We start from the raw sequence: 14304 nt of genomic DNA on the forward strand, positions 1-14304 counted from the left end.
CAGTTTGATTCTCTCCATGATGCCATGGATTCCGTTCTCAAAGCTGCGTCCTAACCACCTTGACTAATGCTATAACAGGAGATATGGACAATATTTCCGAGTTAAATTCGCGCCTAAGACTTTTGTTCACCTTTGCGACTGACAAGGGAGAAAGCCGCGCCAACTGCTAGGAGTCCTAACACCATAGTAGGTTCAGGAACTTGCACACCTCTGATGGCATTCATATTTTTCTTGCCGATATCAAGGGCAAACACAACGTCATTATAGTCTCTGTCACCACCACCGACGATATCTTCAAAAGCTAACACCAGATAGCCAGATTGTTCATAGGCCATCACTTGTTGGAATCCATTTCTGTTCCGGCTGGAGTCAACATATAAACGAGTGGGGTTGCTGCGTCCATAACCATCGGAATTTAGGAAAAAGTCTAGGGTAGTTCCTCCGTTAACTGTACCCAAGCTGACAAAATCACCTGCTTGTAAAGCATTAGCGGTTGGGTCGTTGCCAGAATTTCGATAACCGATATGAGTTGAGCAACTGCTAGTTAGGCAGACAATATCATCAAATAGAATAGTGTCTGATATGGTGGTAGCGCCTGTAGCAGAAACACCTAACTGGTTGCGATACCATGCACCCTCACTGAGGAAATGCACTTTCACTTCATGGTTGAAATCTAATGTTAGTTTACTCAAATCTAGCTGACGACTAGAAACAAATGAGGGGTCTAGGGCTTGATATTCGGTGTGGATATAGTCATTAAAAACACCGGAGTTAATCAGCCCTTGAAAGTGTTCATCGGCTCGTTGAATAGTGAATGCAGCAGCGGAACCAGCAACGGCTAGGGTAGTTGTGACGGCTGTAAATGCTGCAAGGATTGTGGATTTCATGGGGGTTGGTCTCCGTAAGTTTTAAGATAGCAGTTCAGTAAGATGCGAGTCCTGGAAGATTCATAACTTTTTAGCTGATGACTCTATTATGGAAAAGTTATCAGTTCTTTGTCCAGCCAAATTGGCAATCTTTACCAAATCTTTAAATAATTTATTTGTTTTATAAAGATTATGCAAATTTTTTAGTGAAAATACGGAGATTTTTGGGGGGGATATCCCCCCCAGGGGGGTATAAATAATCGCTCATAAAAACTCCCTCACACCCCTCTGTCCCTGTGGTATAGGGAGCCATAGAAGGAGGAGAGGGTTAGGATAAAGGATAAACTGCTATATTGAACTGAAATCAGATCTCCTATTTCTCGATTTTGGCGACCTCTAGTAGGGTCTTGAGTAGAGAATCAGGGTTGAGGCTAATTGAATCAATCCCTAAGTTTACCAAAAATCGGATAAATTCAGGATAATCACTGGGGGCTTGACCACAAATACCAATCTTGCGATCGTAACGTTTCGCCGTTTGAATGACCATTTTAATCATGCGTTTAACGGCTTCGTCGCGTTCATCAAAAATGTGGGCTACCAGTCCGTAATCACGATCTAAACCGAGAGTTAACTGAGTTAAATCATTGGAACCGATAGAAAAACCATCAAACACCTGGCAAAATTTATCAGCCAATAAAACATTGCTGGGTAACTCACACATGACATAAACTTGCAGACTATTTTCGCCGCGTTTTAAGCCATGTTTTGCCATTTCTGCTAAGACCTGCTGACCCTCTTCGGGGGTGCGACAGAAAGGAATCATGGGAATGACATTAGCTAATCCCATTTCATCGCGAACCCGCTTGATCGCTTGACATTCCAAGGCGAAGGCTGGGCGATATTTGGGGTCAGTATACCGAGACGCACCCCGCCAACCAATCATGGGGTTTTCTTCGAGGGGTTCAAATTGTCGCCCTCCCAGCAAATTGGCGTATTCGTTACTTTTTAAATCACTCATGCGTACAATGACGGGTTTGGGATAAAAAGCAGCAGCAATAGTGCCAATTCCTTGGGCGAGTTGACTAACAAAATAGTCGGGTTTGCTATTAAATCCGGCGGTGAGTCTGTCAATTTCCTGGCGCGCGGTTTCATCTTGGAGTTGGTAAAAGTTAATTAAGGCGAGGGGATGGACTCGGATCTGATTAGCAATGATAAATTCTAGTCGCGCTAGTCCTACGCCGTCACAGGGTTGAGAAGCAAGGCTAAAGGCTTCGGCTGGGTTGCCAATATTGAGTAAAATTTGGGTGCGGGTTTTGGGTAAATCGTCTAATACGGTTTTGGCGATCGCAAAAGGTACTAAACCCTGATAGACTTTACCGACTTCGCCTTCGGCGCAGGAAACGGTTACGGCTTGACCGGTGCGTAAGATATCGGTAGCATTACCACAGCCGACAATGGCGGGAATGCCCATTTCTCGCGCAATAATCGCCGCATGACAGGTGCGACCGCCGGAGTTGGTAATAATGGCGGAGGCTTTTTTCATAATTGGTTCCCAGTCGGGGTCTGTTTTTTGGGTAACTAAAATTTCGCCGGGTTTAAATTCATGAATGCGCTGGACATTAAGCAAAACGCGGGTTTTACCTTGACCAATACGATCGCCTACAGCGCGACCCTCGACTAAGACTTCTGCTGTACCTTGGAGGTGATATTGTTGCCAAATGCGATCGGACTTTTGAGATTGGACTGTTTCGGGACGCGCCTGGACAATAAATAATTCCCCAGTTTGGCCGTCTTTCGCCCATTCAATGTCCATGGGGGAATAACAGCCCCGAATTTGGTTATAGTGATCTTCGATAATTTGCGCCCATTTAGCCAGCTTGAGAATTTCCTCATCACTTAGGGCAAATTTTTGTTTTTCGGTTTCTGGGACGGGAATAAGGCGGGTAGCTTCCTGGCGATCGTAAACCATTTTCACGGCTTTACTACCCAGACGCTTGGCGATAATGGGTCGAAAACCCTCCCGCAACATGGGTTTAAATACCATGAATTCATCAGGGTTGACAGTCCCTTGGACTATGGTTTCCCCTAAGCCATAGGCGGCGGTAATGATGACGGCATTTTTGAATCCGGTTTCTGTATCAATTGAGAACATTACCCCGGAAGTGGCTAGGTCCGATCGCACCATTTTTTGTACGCCAATAGATAGGGCTACATCAAAATGATCGAAACCTTGGAGGCTACGGTAAGAAATAGCGCGATCGGTGAATAGGGAGGCGAAACATTTGCGGGTCGCTTCTAAAATTCCCTTGATACCGTGAATATTTAAATAGGTTTCCTGTTGTCCCGCAAAGCTGGCTGATGGGAGATCTTCAGCGGTGGCTGACGATCGCACTGCTACATCTGTTTCATTACCATATAGGTCGCACAGTTGTTTATAGGCTATGGCGATCGCCTGTTCAAGATCGGGGGGTAACAAGGTATTAACAATTAGCGATCGGGCTTCTTTCCCCCGCTGGCGCAGGTTTTTAATATCTTCAATATCCAGACCAGCCAATAACCATCGCAACTCACTTTCCAAACCGCCATATTCAATAAAATAGCGATAGGCTTCGGCGGTGATCGCAAAACCCTGGGGAACATTAATTCCCCGCAATTCCAGTTGTTGAATCATCTCCCCTAGGGAAGCATTTTTACCACCCACTAGGGGAAGGTCAGCAAGTCGCACATCTTCAAACCATAAAATCAGAGTTTTGTTTTGCTTAATCTGGGCTTTTTTATTGGCAAATAGTTTTAACATGGGCTGAAACACTCCAAATTAAAGTGGCCGTCATCAAGTTGGCGGCTTCCGGTTTATCAAATTTAATCAGAAACAAATGAAGGACGGGATGGAAACCCTTAATCCTCCTGGGTTACGAGTTTTAGGCAGTTATTGAAAATGGTTTTTACCTTGATCCCCAATTTTATGCGGTCACAGAAAACCGGTTTTCAGGGATTTCTTATCTAGGTGAACGATTAAACGTTATTTTTTTGGTGGCTACTTTTATTATATGTCTTTTCTCATAAAACGACATCTCCTGATCACCCTCAGCCATAGTTACCAGACTAAAATTATGGTGAATTGTCTGGAATATAGGTTATTCTTAAAAAAGATTAAGCGGATCAGGAGCTTAAAATGAAAGTTAAGAAATATTACGAATCCGTTGCCCCCTATGGACGGGAACAGTGCGCTGAGATCATTTGTCCCATTCAGTTTTTAATGGATATCATTGGTAGCAAATGGTCAGTCCAAATTTTGCGGGAGTTATTCCGAGGCGACATGAGAACCCATGAATTGATTGAAGCCTTACCAGGTATCAGCACAAAGACCCTGACTATCCGATTGAGAGAGTTAGAAAAGTATGGCTTATTAATCCGTACCGTTTACCCAGAAATCCCTCCCCATGTGGAATATTCTCTAACTGCTAAAGGTCGGGAACTAAAACCTGTAATTTTGGCCATGAAACAAGTGGGGGAACAGTGGCTACACCAGGAAAGTTGTATATGTGCTTTGGAATTGAGCGGCTAGAAAAATCCGATGATTTTTGATACAATTCTGGAAGAGTTGGTAAAGTGCGATCGCTTTTCCATGATGCCAGCCCTCAATAGCCCCCTTTTGTACAAAAATCGAGTCTGCTGTGACTGATAATCCTCGCCAATTAGCTTTTGTCACCCTCCGAGACATTCAACGACGGGGCGCATTTGCTGATCTAGTTTTAGATGAAAAGTTGCGTCAGGCTGATCTCAAAGATGCCGATCGCCGCCTGGGAACAGAATTAGTTTACGGTTGTACCCGACGCAGGCGAACCCTCGATGCAATTATTGATCGCCTAGCCAAAAAACCCGCCCACCAACAGCCGCCAGATCTGAGAATTATTCTGCATTTAGGATTATATCAACTCTCCTTTAGCACGAATATTCCCCCGTCGGCGGCGGTGAATACCACTGTAGACCTAACCAAAGTCAACCACTTATCAGGTTTAGGCGGGTTTGTTAATGGTCTCCTACGTCAGTATTTGCGCCTGTTGGAGGCGGGAAATTCCCTCGAGTCAATTTTGCAGTTACCGGAAAATCCCGTTTCTCGGCTGGGTATTCTCCACAGTTTCCCCGACTCGATGATCAAATTCTGGTTGGAGGAGTTGGGGGAGTCTCAAACTGAACAACTCTGTGACTGGTTTAATCAGTCCCCTAGTTTAGATTTAAGGATTAACCCCCTCTCGACTACGTTGGAAACGGTGGAAACAGCCTTTCAACAACGGGAAATCATCGGATCGCCTATTCCCAAACTTCCCCAGGGTTGGCGATTATCTTATGGTGTGGGGGCGATCGCCAATTTACCGGGATATGATCAAGGTTGGTGGACGGTTCAGGACGCATCCGCCCAACTGGTAGGATATGTGGTAGATCCTCAGCCTGGGGAAATTATAATTGATGCCTGCGCCGCCCCCGGCGGAAAAACTACCCATATCGCAGAACTGATGGGGGATAATGGTAAAATTATTGCTATTGATCGCTCCCCGGGACGGCTAAAACCTTTACAACAGAATATTAAGCGCCTCAAGTTGCGATCGATTCAGGTGGAAGTGGGAGATAGTCGTCATTTTCCACAATATAATAATACAGCCGATCGCGTACTATTAGATGCACCTTGTTCTGGTGGTGGGACCTTGCATCGGCGGTCTGATGCGCGTTGGCGACAAACTCCCGATCAGATTCGGCAATTGTCTCAACTTCAGGCAGAATTATTAGAGATGGTCAGTCATTGGGTGAAGCCGGGAGGGGTGTTAGTTTATGCCACTTGTACTTTACACCCCCAGGAAAATGAATGGGCGATCGCATCTTTTTTAAGTCGTCATCCCACCTGGCGTGTAGAGGTTCCTAATATAGATCTTCCGGTGGAACCGACTAAGGAAGGTTGGCTGAAAATATGGCCCCATCGTCACCAAATGGATGGATTTTTTATAGCTAAACTTAGGCACTTATGTTCTACTACTACGGCCGAAAAAAGCAAATAGCAAAGCATTATCCTTCTCCTAATTTTGAGGCGATCGTGGAACCTTTTGCCGGTTCGGCAGCTTATTCATTGTACCGAGAAAACTGGCAAAAAGATGTTTTTTTAGTAGAAAAGATGAGAGCGTCTCCGAGATTTGGAAATGGTTAATTGAAGAAGCAACGCCCCAAGTAATCAACAATTTACCTGACTTAGAAATCGGCGAAAAGAGTTCCGAATTTCTTCATATTATTCATGCAGCCACGAAAATGGCATTTCACTATAAAACTATTAAAGTGACTGCGGTTCTAGCTAGAAATTGGCAGATTAGCAAAAGATATATGTGCGAAAACTTATTTAAGATTAAGCACTGGAAGATTATCTGTGGAGATTATACATTAGCCCCCGATATAGAAGCAACTTGGTTTATTGACCCACCCTATAAAGACGCTTCTGGGGAAGGTTATCGCTATGGAAGTAAACTCATTGATTATCAAAAACTAGCCACATGGTCTAAGAATAGGAAGGGAGAAGTTATATTTTGTGAAGGTCATTGTGGTGATTATCTACCGTTCAAGCCATTGCTATACTTAAAAGGTGTAGCCGGAAAAACTAGCAAGGAAATGATCTACTATCGTTCCGATAGTGACCCTCAGCTTTTAGCTAAATCGAAAATTTCATAATCATCTGATAAACCTGTTTATATAGATAGTCATCAATTAAGGCTACCCAACCTGCTGCCATTTTCTGTTTACCACTTACTTTCATCCCCGTTACTTTAGTGTTTCTACCTCGTGTCCCACTAATATTTCCCCAATCATCTTGAGTCAGATTATTAGCATAAAAGATAGCCGTAACTTTGGGATAGTTAAAATCCTTTTCATTGAGGACAAAATCCCAAACTAATCCCAATAACTCTTTTACTTCTTGATGATGAGCTTGCCAGGTAATTCCCTCTAAAGCATTGATTCTTGGTTGTCCGGCTCTGAGATTTGCACCTTTAGTTATATTTCCAATAGTACACTTCACCTCTAAACCCACAGGATAATTACGCAATTCTTCCTCCGGCGAGTTTTCACTTCCCTTGGGGATAAGATCGGGATGTCCTTTCTATATGGGGTTAACGATCGCTTCTGTTACTTCGGCTATAGACTGGCAAAACATGGAACCAACAATCGAACTTGTAGTTTTATAATCAATATTTTTATAAACAGCCGCCGGAATAGTTTCTAGGAATTGATTTGTTTGGGACAGTGCTGAATCTATATGTCTAGCATTGACTTCAAATCCCCCCAAAATATGGAAATTAGGATTAATAATGTATGTCATATAATGCTCGTTCAACTTCAGCTATCAAAACACTAGCAGTAGTGTTTAGAGATTGGGAAATCCGAAACAAGACAGACAAAGTGGGTGATTTTAAACCACGTTCTATCTGGCTGACATAGGTACGATGTATACCTGCTCTGTCCGCGAGTTCTTCTTGGGAAATCTTTGCTAGTGTTCTGTACTTAATCAGAACTTGACCTAAAGCCTTGTTAATCTCTGTCATACTGAAATTATGTCAGCTACAGATACCCTGAGTCTACAGACAATAGTATTCAAATCAGTGCGATCGCCCAATAGCAGATCAGTATGAGGACTGAACCCAACAATATTAGTGGATGGATCTTAGAGAGTGTCAAGGATCGAGATAAAATAGGTGTAAAGTCCAAAAAATACCTGATATGCACTTGATTCTATGTCATACCACAGCAGATTTTGACTCCTTGGGGGCGGCGGTAGGTTTAACTTGCCTGTATCCAGGTAGTAGAATAGTGCTGACGGGGGGATCTCATCCAGCCGTGCGGGATTTTTTGGCTTTGTATCGAGATGAGTTTCCATTGATTGAAAGGCGATCGGTTAATCCTGACCGGATCTGTAAATTGTCGGTGGTGGATACCCAAAATCGCGATCGCTTAGGGAAAGCAGCCGAATGGTTAGACTTACCGAATTTGGAAATCCGGTTGTATGACCATCACCCTCACCTAAAATTAGATATCCCCGCTACCTGGACTCAAATTGAAGCGGTGGGGGCGACTACTACTTTGATTGTAGAGCATTTGCGAGCCATGGCTAACCCTGTGGTTCCCCGACCAGCAGAAGCCACAGTCATGGCTTTAGGTATTCATGTGGATACCGGATCGCTAACCTTTGACCATTCTACTCCACGGGATGCGATCGCCTTAGCTTGGTTAATGGAACAAAATCTCAGTTTATCTGCGATCACCGAATATGTAGAACCCGGCTTATCCCCTACCCTACAGGACTTATTAACCACAGCTTTAGAAACTCTACATCAATCAACTGTCAAAGGTCACACCATATCCTGGGTATTATTGGAAACTGATGATTATGTACCAGGTCTGTCTAGTTTAACCTCCGAATTATTAGACCTGACCGAAAGCGATGGATTATTACTAGCTAATCAATATCGAGTCCGTAGTGGTGGGGAGAAACGATTAACTATTATTGGGCGATCGCGCATTGATCAAACCGACCTCAACCGTCTATTTCATCCCCTCGGTGGTGGTGGTCATCCCCGCGCCGCTTCCGTCACTTTACGAGATGTCGATCCGCAGTCTACCTTAGAAACTCTGGTAACTAATTTTAAGGCACAAATTCCCCCATCACCTACCGCTAGGGAATTAATGTCTTCCCCAGTACGCACTATTCGCCCCGAAACCAGCGTCGGGGAGGCTCACCGTATACTACTACGTTATGGTCATTCAGGGCTATCTGTTTTGGACGATAACCATCAACTGGTGGGGATTATCTCCCGTCGTGATATCGATATCGCCTTACATCATGGTTTCAACCATTCGCCAGTTAAAGGTTATATGACTCCCCAACTGCGGACAATTACCCCGGATACTTCACTACCGGAAATTGAGTCAATTATGGTAACTTATGATATTGGTCGGTTACCCGTTTTAGAGAATGGCAATTTAGTCGGAATTGTCACCCGCACCGATGTTTTAAGGTTACTTTATCAACAGCATTGTCTACCCAAACCTACCCCCCGCCGAGGTTGTATTCCCGGTTCTACTTGTAGTACCGTTGATGAACTTTTACAAGAACGTTTAGCCCCCGAACTTTGGCAAATTTTAGCCAAAATTGCCGAACTTAGTCAACAGCGAGGTTGGCAAATTTATCTAGTCGGTGGGGGAGTGCGAGATTTATTGTTAGCTGAATCTACCGACAATCTATTATTACATGATATTGATTTGGTGGTTGATGGTTGCTATCACAATTCTACCAATAATATCTCAGATGAGGCAACTATGACCATTTCTCCCGCTGTGGAGCTAGCGCGATCGCTACAAGAATATTACCCACAAGCGCGACTAGAAGTGCATGGTCAATTTCAAACCGCCGCCTTATTGTGGCATAATCACCCCGTTTTAAACTCCCTTTGGATTGATATTGCTACTGCTAGAACCGAGTTTTATCCCTATCCGGCGGCTAACCCGGAAGTCGAAGCAAGTTCTATTCGTCAAGACCTCTACCGTCGCGATTTTACTATTAATGCTTTAGCTTTGAGATTAAACGAACCTAACTCCGGGGAATTATTAGACTTTTTTGGGGGGGTTAAAGATTTGGAATTACGAGAAATTAGGGTATTGCATCCTCATAGTTTTATTGAGGATCCTACCCGCATTTATCGCGCCGTCAGATTTGCCGTGAGACTGGGTTTTAGTCTGGAACATCACACTAAAGAATATGTCGATTATGCCATTAATAGTGGTATTTATGACCGCCAACGACAACAACGCAATTCTGCCAAAATTCCGGCTTTGGAAGCTAGGCTAAAAAGTGAGTTAAAATATATCCTGCAAGCCCCCTATTGGCAACCAGCTTTACATTTATTAGGGGAGTTAAAAGCCCTGCGCTGTATTCATCCTACTTTGGAGTTAAATCAGCTTCTCTGGCGGCAAATTAGAACCGTAGACCGCTGTTTAAAACGGTTTGACCCTAACCACACTCTCGCCCATTGGCAAATTCGCCTCGATGTGTTAATCGCCGCTTTGTCTCCCGAATATCGCCGGGAAGTTGCCGATATTTTTCAGTTTAATTCTCAGCAAGTAGACCGTTTATTAAACTTGGAAAATGCTCAAACTCGAGTGGCGGATTTATTGCCAAATTGTCAGCAGCCTAGCGATTATTTTCGGGTGTTTGAACCCTACGATTTGCCCATGTTGATTTTAATTGCTTCCCATTCGCCTCGGTGGGTGAGAAAGCAAATTTGGAGATATTTAAATCATTGGTGGAATGCTAAACCTATTCTCAATGGTAATGATTTGAAAAAGTTGGGATATAAACCTGGACCCAAATTTCAAGTTATGTTAAATGACTTGCTAAATGCTACCTTAGATGGTATAATATCGGATACTGTGGAGGCGACAAAATTTATCAGCGATCGCTATCCCCATTCCCGCAGTTTACCCCGTGAAACTCAGTCGTAATTATCACTAATGTTCATTGCTCAAAGCATCAATAACTTGCCGCGAACAATGAACAATAATAATAAATTACCGCGTTGGCTAATCAACCCTCTCCAATTGCCAGAGGATTTGATTGCCTTCCCGTCTAACCCGGGAAACTTCCCAATTTCGCCACGCCCAGTTATCGCCGCGACTGGTGACCGCACTAGCGTTAATATCCATTAAATCAGCAAGTTCTGAACTACTGATCAAATAGCCTTTACTAGCAATTTCGTCGGCAATATGCAGGGTTTCTATGAGATTCCTAAGTTGATTGACTCGAAATTCCCGGGGTAAACTCTCATTGGACTCGTTGATTGGCTCAGTCATAGCAAAATTTGATACAGCAAGATTAGAGTCTATCACAAGAAATTGTATCTTGAGATTTGGCAATCGGTCAGTTATCTTTGAAACAATTGCCAAAAATTCAGTTGAAATTTGGGAAAAATCCCCAATTTCAGCCTGGTGGACTAACTCTCACGGTGATGCCCGATAACGGCCCTAGGCTGAACAATAACAGTGAACTGTTCACCCTTTCACTGTTCTAATGGATTGACCACAGACCCCATAAATAATATAGTGCCACTGTCCAACTCTCTAATTATAAACATAAATGGTCGATTAATATGAATGCGATCGCGGATGGAACTTCTACTTCCGACGATTACCCCAGTGGCGGCTGATGCTTCTGTGCCTTTTTCATCGACATTGACAAAGGCTTGATGCACCACATCATATAAAAAAAATGGTTTTTCGGAACTGATACCAGAAAAATCAGCAGTTTCCGTAAAAGCTGATTCCATACCCATATAACTGAGGGTTGACTTGAGATTAAACGATGAGCTAAAATTAAACTTGGGTAGCCATATTTCTAGGTTCACATATTCCAGCCTGTGCAGCCAGTTTTGGAAATTGGCGATCGTCATATTTTGTGCGAAAGTCGGCAGGTCAGTTCCTTCCGCCGGTAGCAGAATTATCATTGATAAATTGCCATCCGAATAGGGAAGTTCAATTATCTGAACTTCCGGTAAACTATGATAACTAATAGATACATTAGGATGGTGCATCATCGGCACCGAAATAGTTTCTCCTGATGGTAAATTAAAGATGCCATCTTGAGTATATTTCTCGGGAAAAGGTGATAACCAGTCTCCCGAAAAATAAACGGCATTGGTCAGAATCAGTCGGGTTAATCTATCTAAAATTCCCGGTGGGATTAGGTCAGTAATTTTGTGGTTAGTTTCTTGGCTTACCCAATCATTAATAATTTGGCGGGATTTTTCATGATCCCCCATAAAATCCACTTGATTTAACTGTGCATTATAATGATTTTTGGTAATTTGTAAAAAAGGTTCCTGAAACCTATAGCCAGACTGTCCCCACAGACGATTAACTAAGTATAGTTGGGAAGAGTTGCGGCTTTTAATATCATTAAGCAGACTGGTAAATTCCGGGTATAAACTACCAGGAGGCTGAGGGAAATGGAAAACCTGGGATATTTGGATAGCCGTTTGATTTCGTGACCCTTCATAGGTCATAGCCATAGCAGTAGAAAGGCTATAGGGTGAGAAAAATAAATTCCCTGATATTTCCCTTTGAAGTTGGTTGTATAGGTCGATAGCAAATTGGTTATTTTGATTCACGATCGCATTATTATCTACACGAGCAATCTGATATGAGTTAGACTCTGAACTATTGCCAACAGCCTGGGTTATGACTGGTAAACCTACACCCCACAGTAATAGCAGGGAAGCCAATAGGGAACCATTCCGCCGACCCCAAGCTGAAAATTTAGACATTATATGACTAAGTACCATGTTAATTGTTCCATCGTTGACTATTTCCAAATTTACTCATTCCGATTATCACCCAGTTCTTGAAAGTTTGAATAAGTAAGCCCTCTCAGTAGTAAGGTTAAGATCAGGGCGGGTTGATAATTGTTGGTCAAGCTGACCGGATCACCCGACCCTCCCGACAATGATTAATAATTGCCTCCCCTCAACCCAAACCCCACCAGTTAATTATGATTTCAAGGCAGCTAAAACCTGATCATGAATCAATCCACTGCTGACCACTATACCCCGATTGTCTACCATTTTAATGCTAGAAGCAAAATCCAGGGGTTTCCCGTGCATATCTGTGACGCGACCTCCGGCTTCTTCAACGACGATCGCCCCCGCAGCATGATCCCAAATATTTTCCTGGTAATTAGGGTATTTAGGGGAAGGAAGACGCAGATATAAAGCCGCTTGTCCTGATGCTACAACGCCATATTTAGCTTGGGAGTCCATCCGCACCGAGGGGGCGGTAATTCCCGCAGCTTGGGCGATCGCATTTTGGCGAGACTGATCACCGTGGGCGGCTTCCACGCTTTCCACAAAGCGCATATTTTGGGTATTTTCAGCTTTCACCACCTGAATAGGCGTAAATTTTCCCGTAGAAAAGGGCATTTTCATCGACCCTTCCCCCCGCACAGCCACAAACAACATTCCGGGAGTATCTCCATCAATTGCATAAGCCGGACACCCCATAATTCCTAGTTTAACCTCCCCGTTTTCAATTAGGGCTAGTGCGATCGCATATTGGTCTTTTCGCAAAAACCCCTTAGTGCCATCAATGGGATCCAGAGTCCAGAATCGCTTTCCTACACTGCCATTACCATGATCAATCCAGGTAGTTACTTGCTCCGGGGTGGCATCGGGTATAATACTCCTAACATAGTCTGTGACTTTCTCTAGGTTGTTCCCCATTTCCGGGGTTTTCAGGGTAGTAGCATCTTCTTCTCCCACTATCGGATCATCCGGGAAGGCTTCTGAGATAGCTTTACAGATAATCGCCTGGGAACCAAAATCGGCAACGGTTACGGGGCTTTTATCCCCTTTTTCCATAGCCGGGGGAATGGCTTGTCTGACCTGTTCGCACAGGCGAGAGGCGGCGAGTACCGCATCAATAGCGACTTGTTTTTCGCGATCGTAGGGCATAAAAACTCCTGGGAATATAATTAGTTGAGATTTTGTCCTTAAATAGCTTTACACTTGGTCTATCAGTCGTCAAGTTTCTGGGAAATCACCTCCCGGAAATTTTCACCCCCTCACAGACCATCTTTACTGGTATCATTTCAACTCTCAGGAACAGAGGTGATGATTATGCACCAATTACCATGGTGATTTCACGGATTCTGCTGTAAAATAAATTATGTCTTAATCACGGTGATTTTCCCGGCAAAAAATACATGGGGCTATCGCCCTACTAAAAAGCCAGGCAATTCTCATCCCCAAATCCGATTAAGTCTCAAAACAAATCCCGGCAAGACATCGCCGCCTGAGAGTTCTGTGGGCTCCGGCAAAACTTCGATTTCTTGTCCGGGGCGGTAGATTTCTACCCGTCGATTTTGGGGGTCAATCAACCATCCCAGTCGGGCTCCATTTTCCAAATATTCCCCCATCTTTTCTCGCAGTAGGGATAAGCTATCGGTAGGCGATCGCAATTCCACCACGAAGTCAGGACATAAAGGAGCGAAACCGCGACGCATATCGGGTGTCAGCGCCTCCCAACGGGGGCGACTCACCCAAGAAGCATCAGGGGAACGGATCGCACCATTGGGGAGGATAAATCCGGTCGAGGAGTCGAACCCTTCCCCCAATTCCGGGTGGGCTTCCACCCAAATTCCCAGTTGGGTTGTCAAGCTAAAATTTCTTTTTCCCGATTCGCTCCCTGCGGGTGGGTTCACAATCAATTCTCCTGTAGCTGTCCGTTCCAATCTTAAATCGGGGTTGGCGGCGGCGAGCGCCTGGAATTGTTCCAGGGTGACTTGGAGAAGGGTGGAAGGGGGGAGTTGCAGGGAGAGAGTGCTGTGCATCAGATTTCCTCCGGGAATGTGGGCGGATAT

At 44.1% G+C, this 14304-nt stretch carries 14 protein-coding genes; 5 read left to right on the forward strand and 9 right to left on the reverse strand.

The window, feature by feature from the left end; genetic code table 11:
- Positions 1–113 precede the first annotated feature (113 nt).
- Positions 114–887 carry a DUF4114 domain-containing protein gene (locus ACTIE0_RS19040; protein WP_046321947.1) on the reverse strand — a complete coding sequence of 258 codons (774 nt, stop codon included), beginning with the start codon at positions 885–887 and terminating at the stop codon, positions 114–116.
- Between the two features lie 352 nt (positions 888–1239).
- A complete protein-coding gene (gene ppsA, locus ACTIE0_RS19045) occupies positions 1240–3663 on the reverse strand; it encodes a phosphoenolpyruvate synthase (protein ID WP_006624489.1) in 2424 nt (807 codons plus the stop codon).
- Between the two features lie 375 nt (positions 3664–4038).
- On the opposite strand from ppsA, the gene ACTIE0_RS19050 reads away from it, so the two are divergent.
- The 4 genes from ACTIE0_RS19050 to ACTIE0_RS19065 all read left to right on the forward strand — a co-directional run bounded on the left by ACTIE0_RS19050 (position 4039) and on the right by ACTIE0_RS19065 (position 6575).
- The gene (locus tag ACTIE0_RS19050; RefSeq protein WP_006624488.1) at positions 4039–4431 is read left to right on the forward strand and encodes a winged helix-turn-helix transcriptional regulator; all 393 of its coding nucleotides are present in this window, start codon (positions 4039–4041) and stop codon (positions 4429–4431) included.
- Between the two features lie 109 nt (positions 4432–4540).
- Positions 4541–5917, forward strand: a complete 1377-nt coding sequence (locus ACTIE0_RS19055; protein WP_006624487.1) for a 16S rRNA (cytosine(967)-C(5))-methyltransferase — start codon at positions 4541–4543, stop codon at positions 5915–5917.
- The gene (locus ACTIE0_RS19060) at positions 5884–6063 is read left to right on the forward strand and encodes a hypothetical protein (RefSeq protein ID WP_006668736.1); all 180 of its coding nucleotides are present in this window, start codon (positions 5884–5886) and stop codon (positions 6061–6063) included. The genes ACTIE0_RS19055 and ACTIE0_RS19060 overlap by 34 nt, the downstream gene beginning before the upstream one ends.
- Before the next feature lie 98 nt (positions 6064–6161).
- Complete coding sequence (locus ACTIE0_RS19065; protein ID WP_006624486.1) at positions 6162–6575, forward strand: DNA adenine methylase; 414 nt, start codon at positions 6162–6164, stop codon at positions 6573–6575.
- Here the strand turns inward: ACTIE0_RS19065 and ACTIE0_RS19070 are convergent.
- From ACTIE0_RS19070 to ACTIE0_RS19080, 3 genes are read right to left on the reverse strand one after another with little or no spacing between them, the layout of a single operon-like run.
- A complete protein-coding gene (locus tag ACTIE0_RS19070) occupies positions 6556–6948 on the reverse strand; it encodes a hypothetical protein (RefSeq protein ID WP_006624485.1) in 393 nt (130 codons plus the stop codon). The two genes, ACTIE0_RS19065 and ACTIE0_RS19070, sit on opposite strands and share 20 nt — an antisense overlap.
- Before the next feature lie 54 nt (positions 6949–7002).
- On the reverse strand, positions 7003–7221 hold the full coding sequence (locus ACTIE0_RS19075; protein ID WP_006624484.1) for a hypothetical protein: 219 nt from the start codon (positions 7219–7221) through the stop codon (positions 7003–7005).
- Positions 7205–7444 (reverse strand): helix-turn-helix domain-containing protein, encoded by a 240-nt coding sequence (locus ACTIE0_RS19080; RefSeq protein WP_006624483.1) that lies wholly within the window; start codon positions 7442–7444, stop codon positions 7205–7207. The genes ACTIE0_RS19075 and ACTIE0_RS19080 overlap by 17 nt, the downstream gene beginning before the upstream one ends.
- A gap of 175 nt (positions 7445–7619) precedes the next feature.
- Here ACTIE0_RS19080 and ACTIE0_RS19085 point away from each other — a divergent pair, with 175 nt between their 5' ends.
- Positions 7620–10397: a CBS domain-containing protein gene (locus ACTIE0_RS19085; RefSeq protein WP_006624482.1), complete on the forward strand. Its 2778-nt coding sequence runs from the start codon at positions 7620–7622 to the stop codon at positions 10395–10397.
- Positions 10398–10475: 78 nt separating this feature from the next.
- On the opposite strand, the gene ACTIE0_RS19090 is transcribed toward ACTIE0_RS19085, so the two are convergent.
- The 4 genes from ACTIE0_RS19090 to ACTIE0_RS19105 all read right to left on the reverse strand — a co-directional run bounded on the left by ACTIE0_RS19090 (position 10476) and on the right by ACTIE0_RS19105 (position 14274).
- Positions 10476–10745 carry a hypothetical protein gene (locus ACTIE0_RS19090; RefSeq protein WP_006619157.1) on the reverse strand — a complete coding sequence of 90 codons (270 nt, stop codon included), beginning with the start codon at positions 10743–10745 and terminating at the stop codon, positions 10476–10478.
- Positions 10746–10951: 206 nt separating this feature from the next.
- On the reverse strand, positions 10952–12214 hold the full coding sequence (locus ACTIE0_RS19095; RefSeq protein WP_006624480.1) for a serpin family protein: 1263 nt from the start codon (positions 12212–12214) through the stop codon (positions 10952–10954).
- A 222-nt stretch (positions 12215–12436) separates the two neighbouring features.
- Complete coding sequence (locus ACTIE0_RS19100) at positions 12437–13396, reverse strand: 3'(2'),5'-bisphosphate nucleotidase (RefSeq protein ID WP_006624479.1); 960 nt, start codon at positions 13394–13396, stop codon at positions 12437–12439.
- A 287-nt stretch (positions 13397–13683) separates the two neighbouring features.
- Positions 13684–14274, reverse strand: a complete 591-nt coding sequence (locus ACTIE0_RS19105) for a Uma2 family endonuclease (protein WP_439516954.1) — start codon at positions 14272–14274, stop codon at positions 13684–13686.
- Positions 14275–14304 lie beyond the last annotated feature (30 nt).

Origin of the sequence: Limnospira sp., from assembly GCF_051859755.1 — a bacterium.
In the GTDB taxonomy this organism is placed as follows: domain Bacteria; phylum Cyanobacteriota; class Cyanobacteriia; order Cyanobacteriales; family Microcoleaceae; genus Limnospira; species Limnospira fusiformis.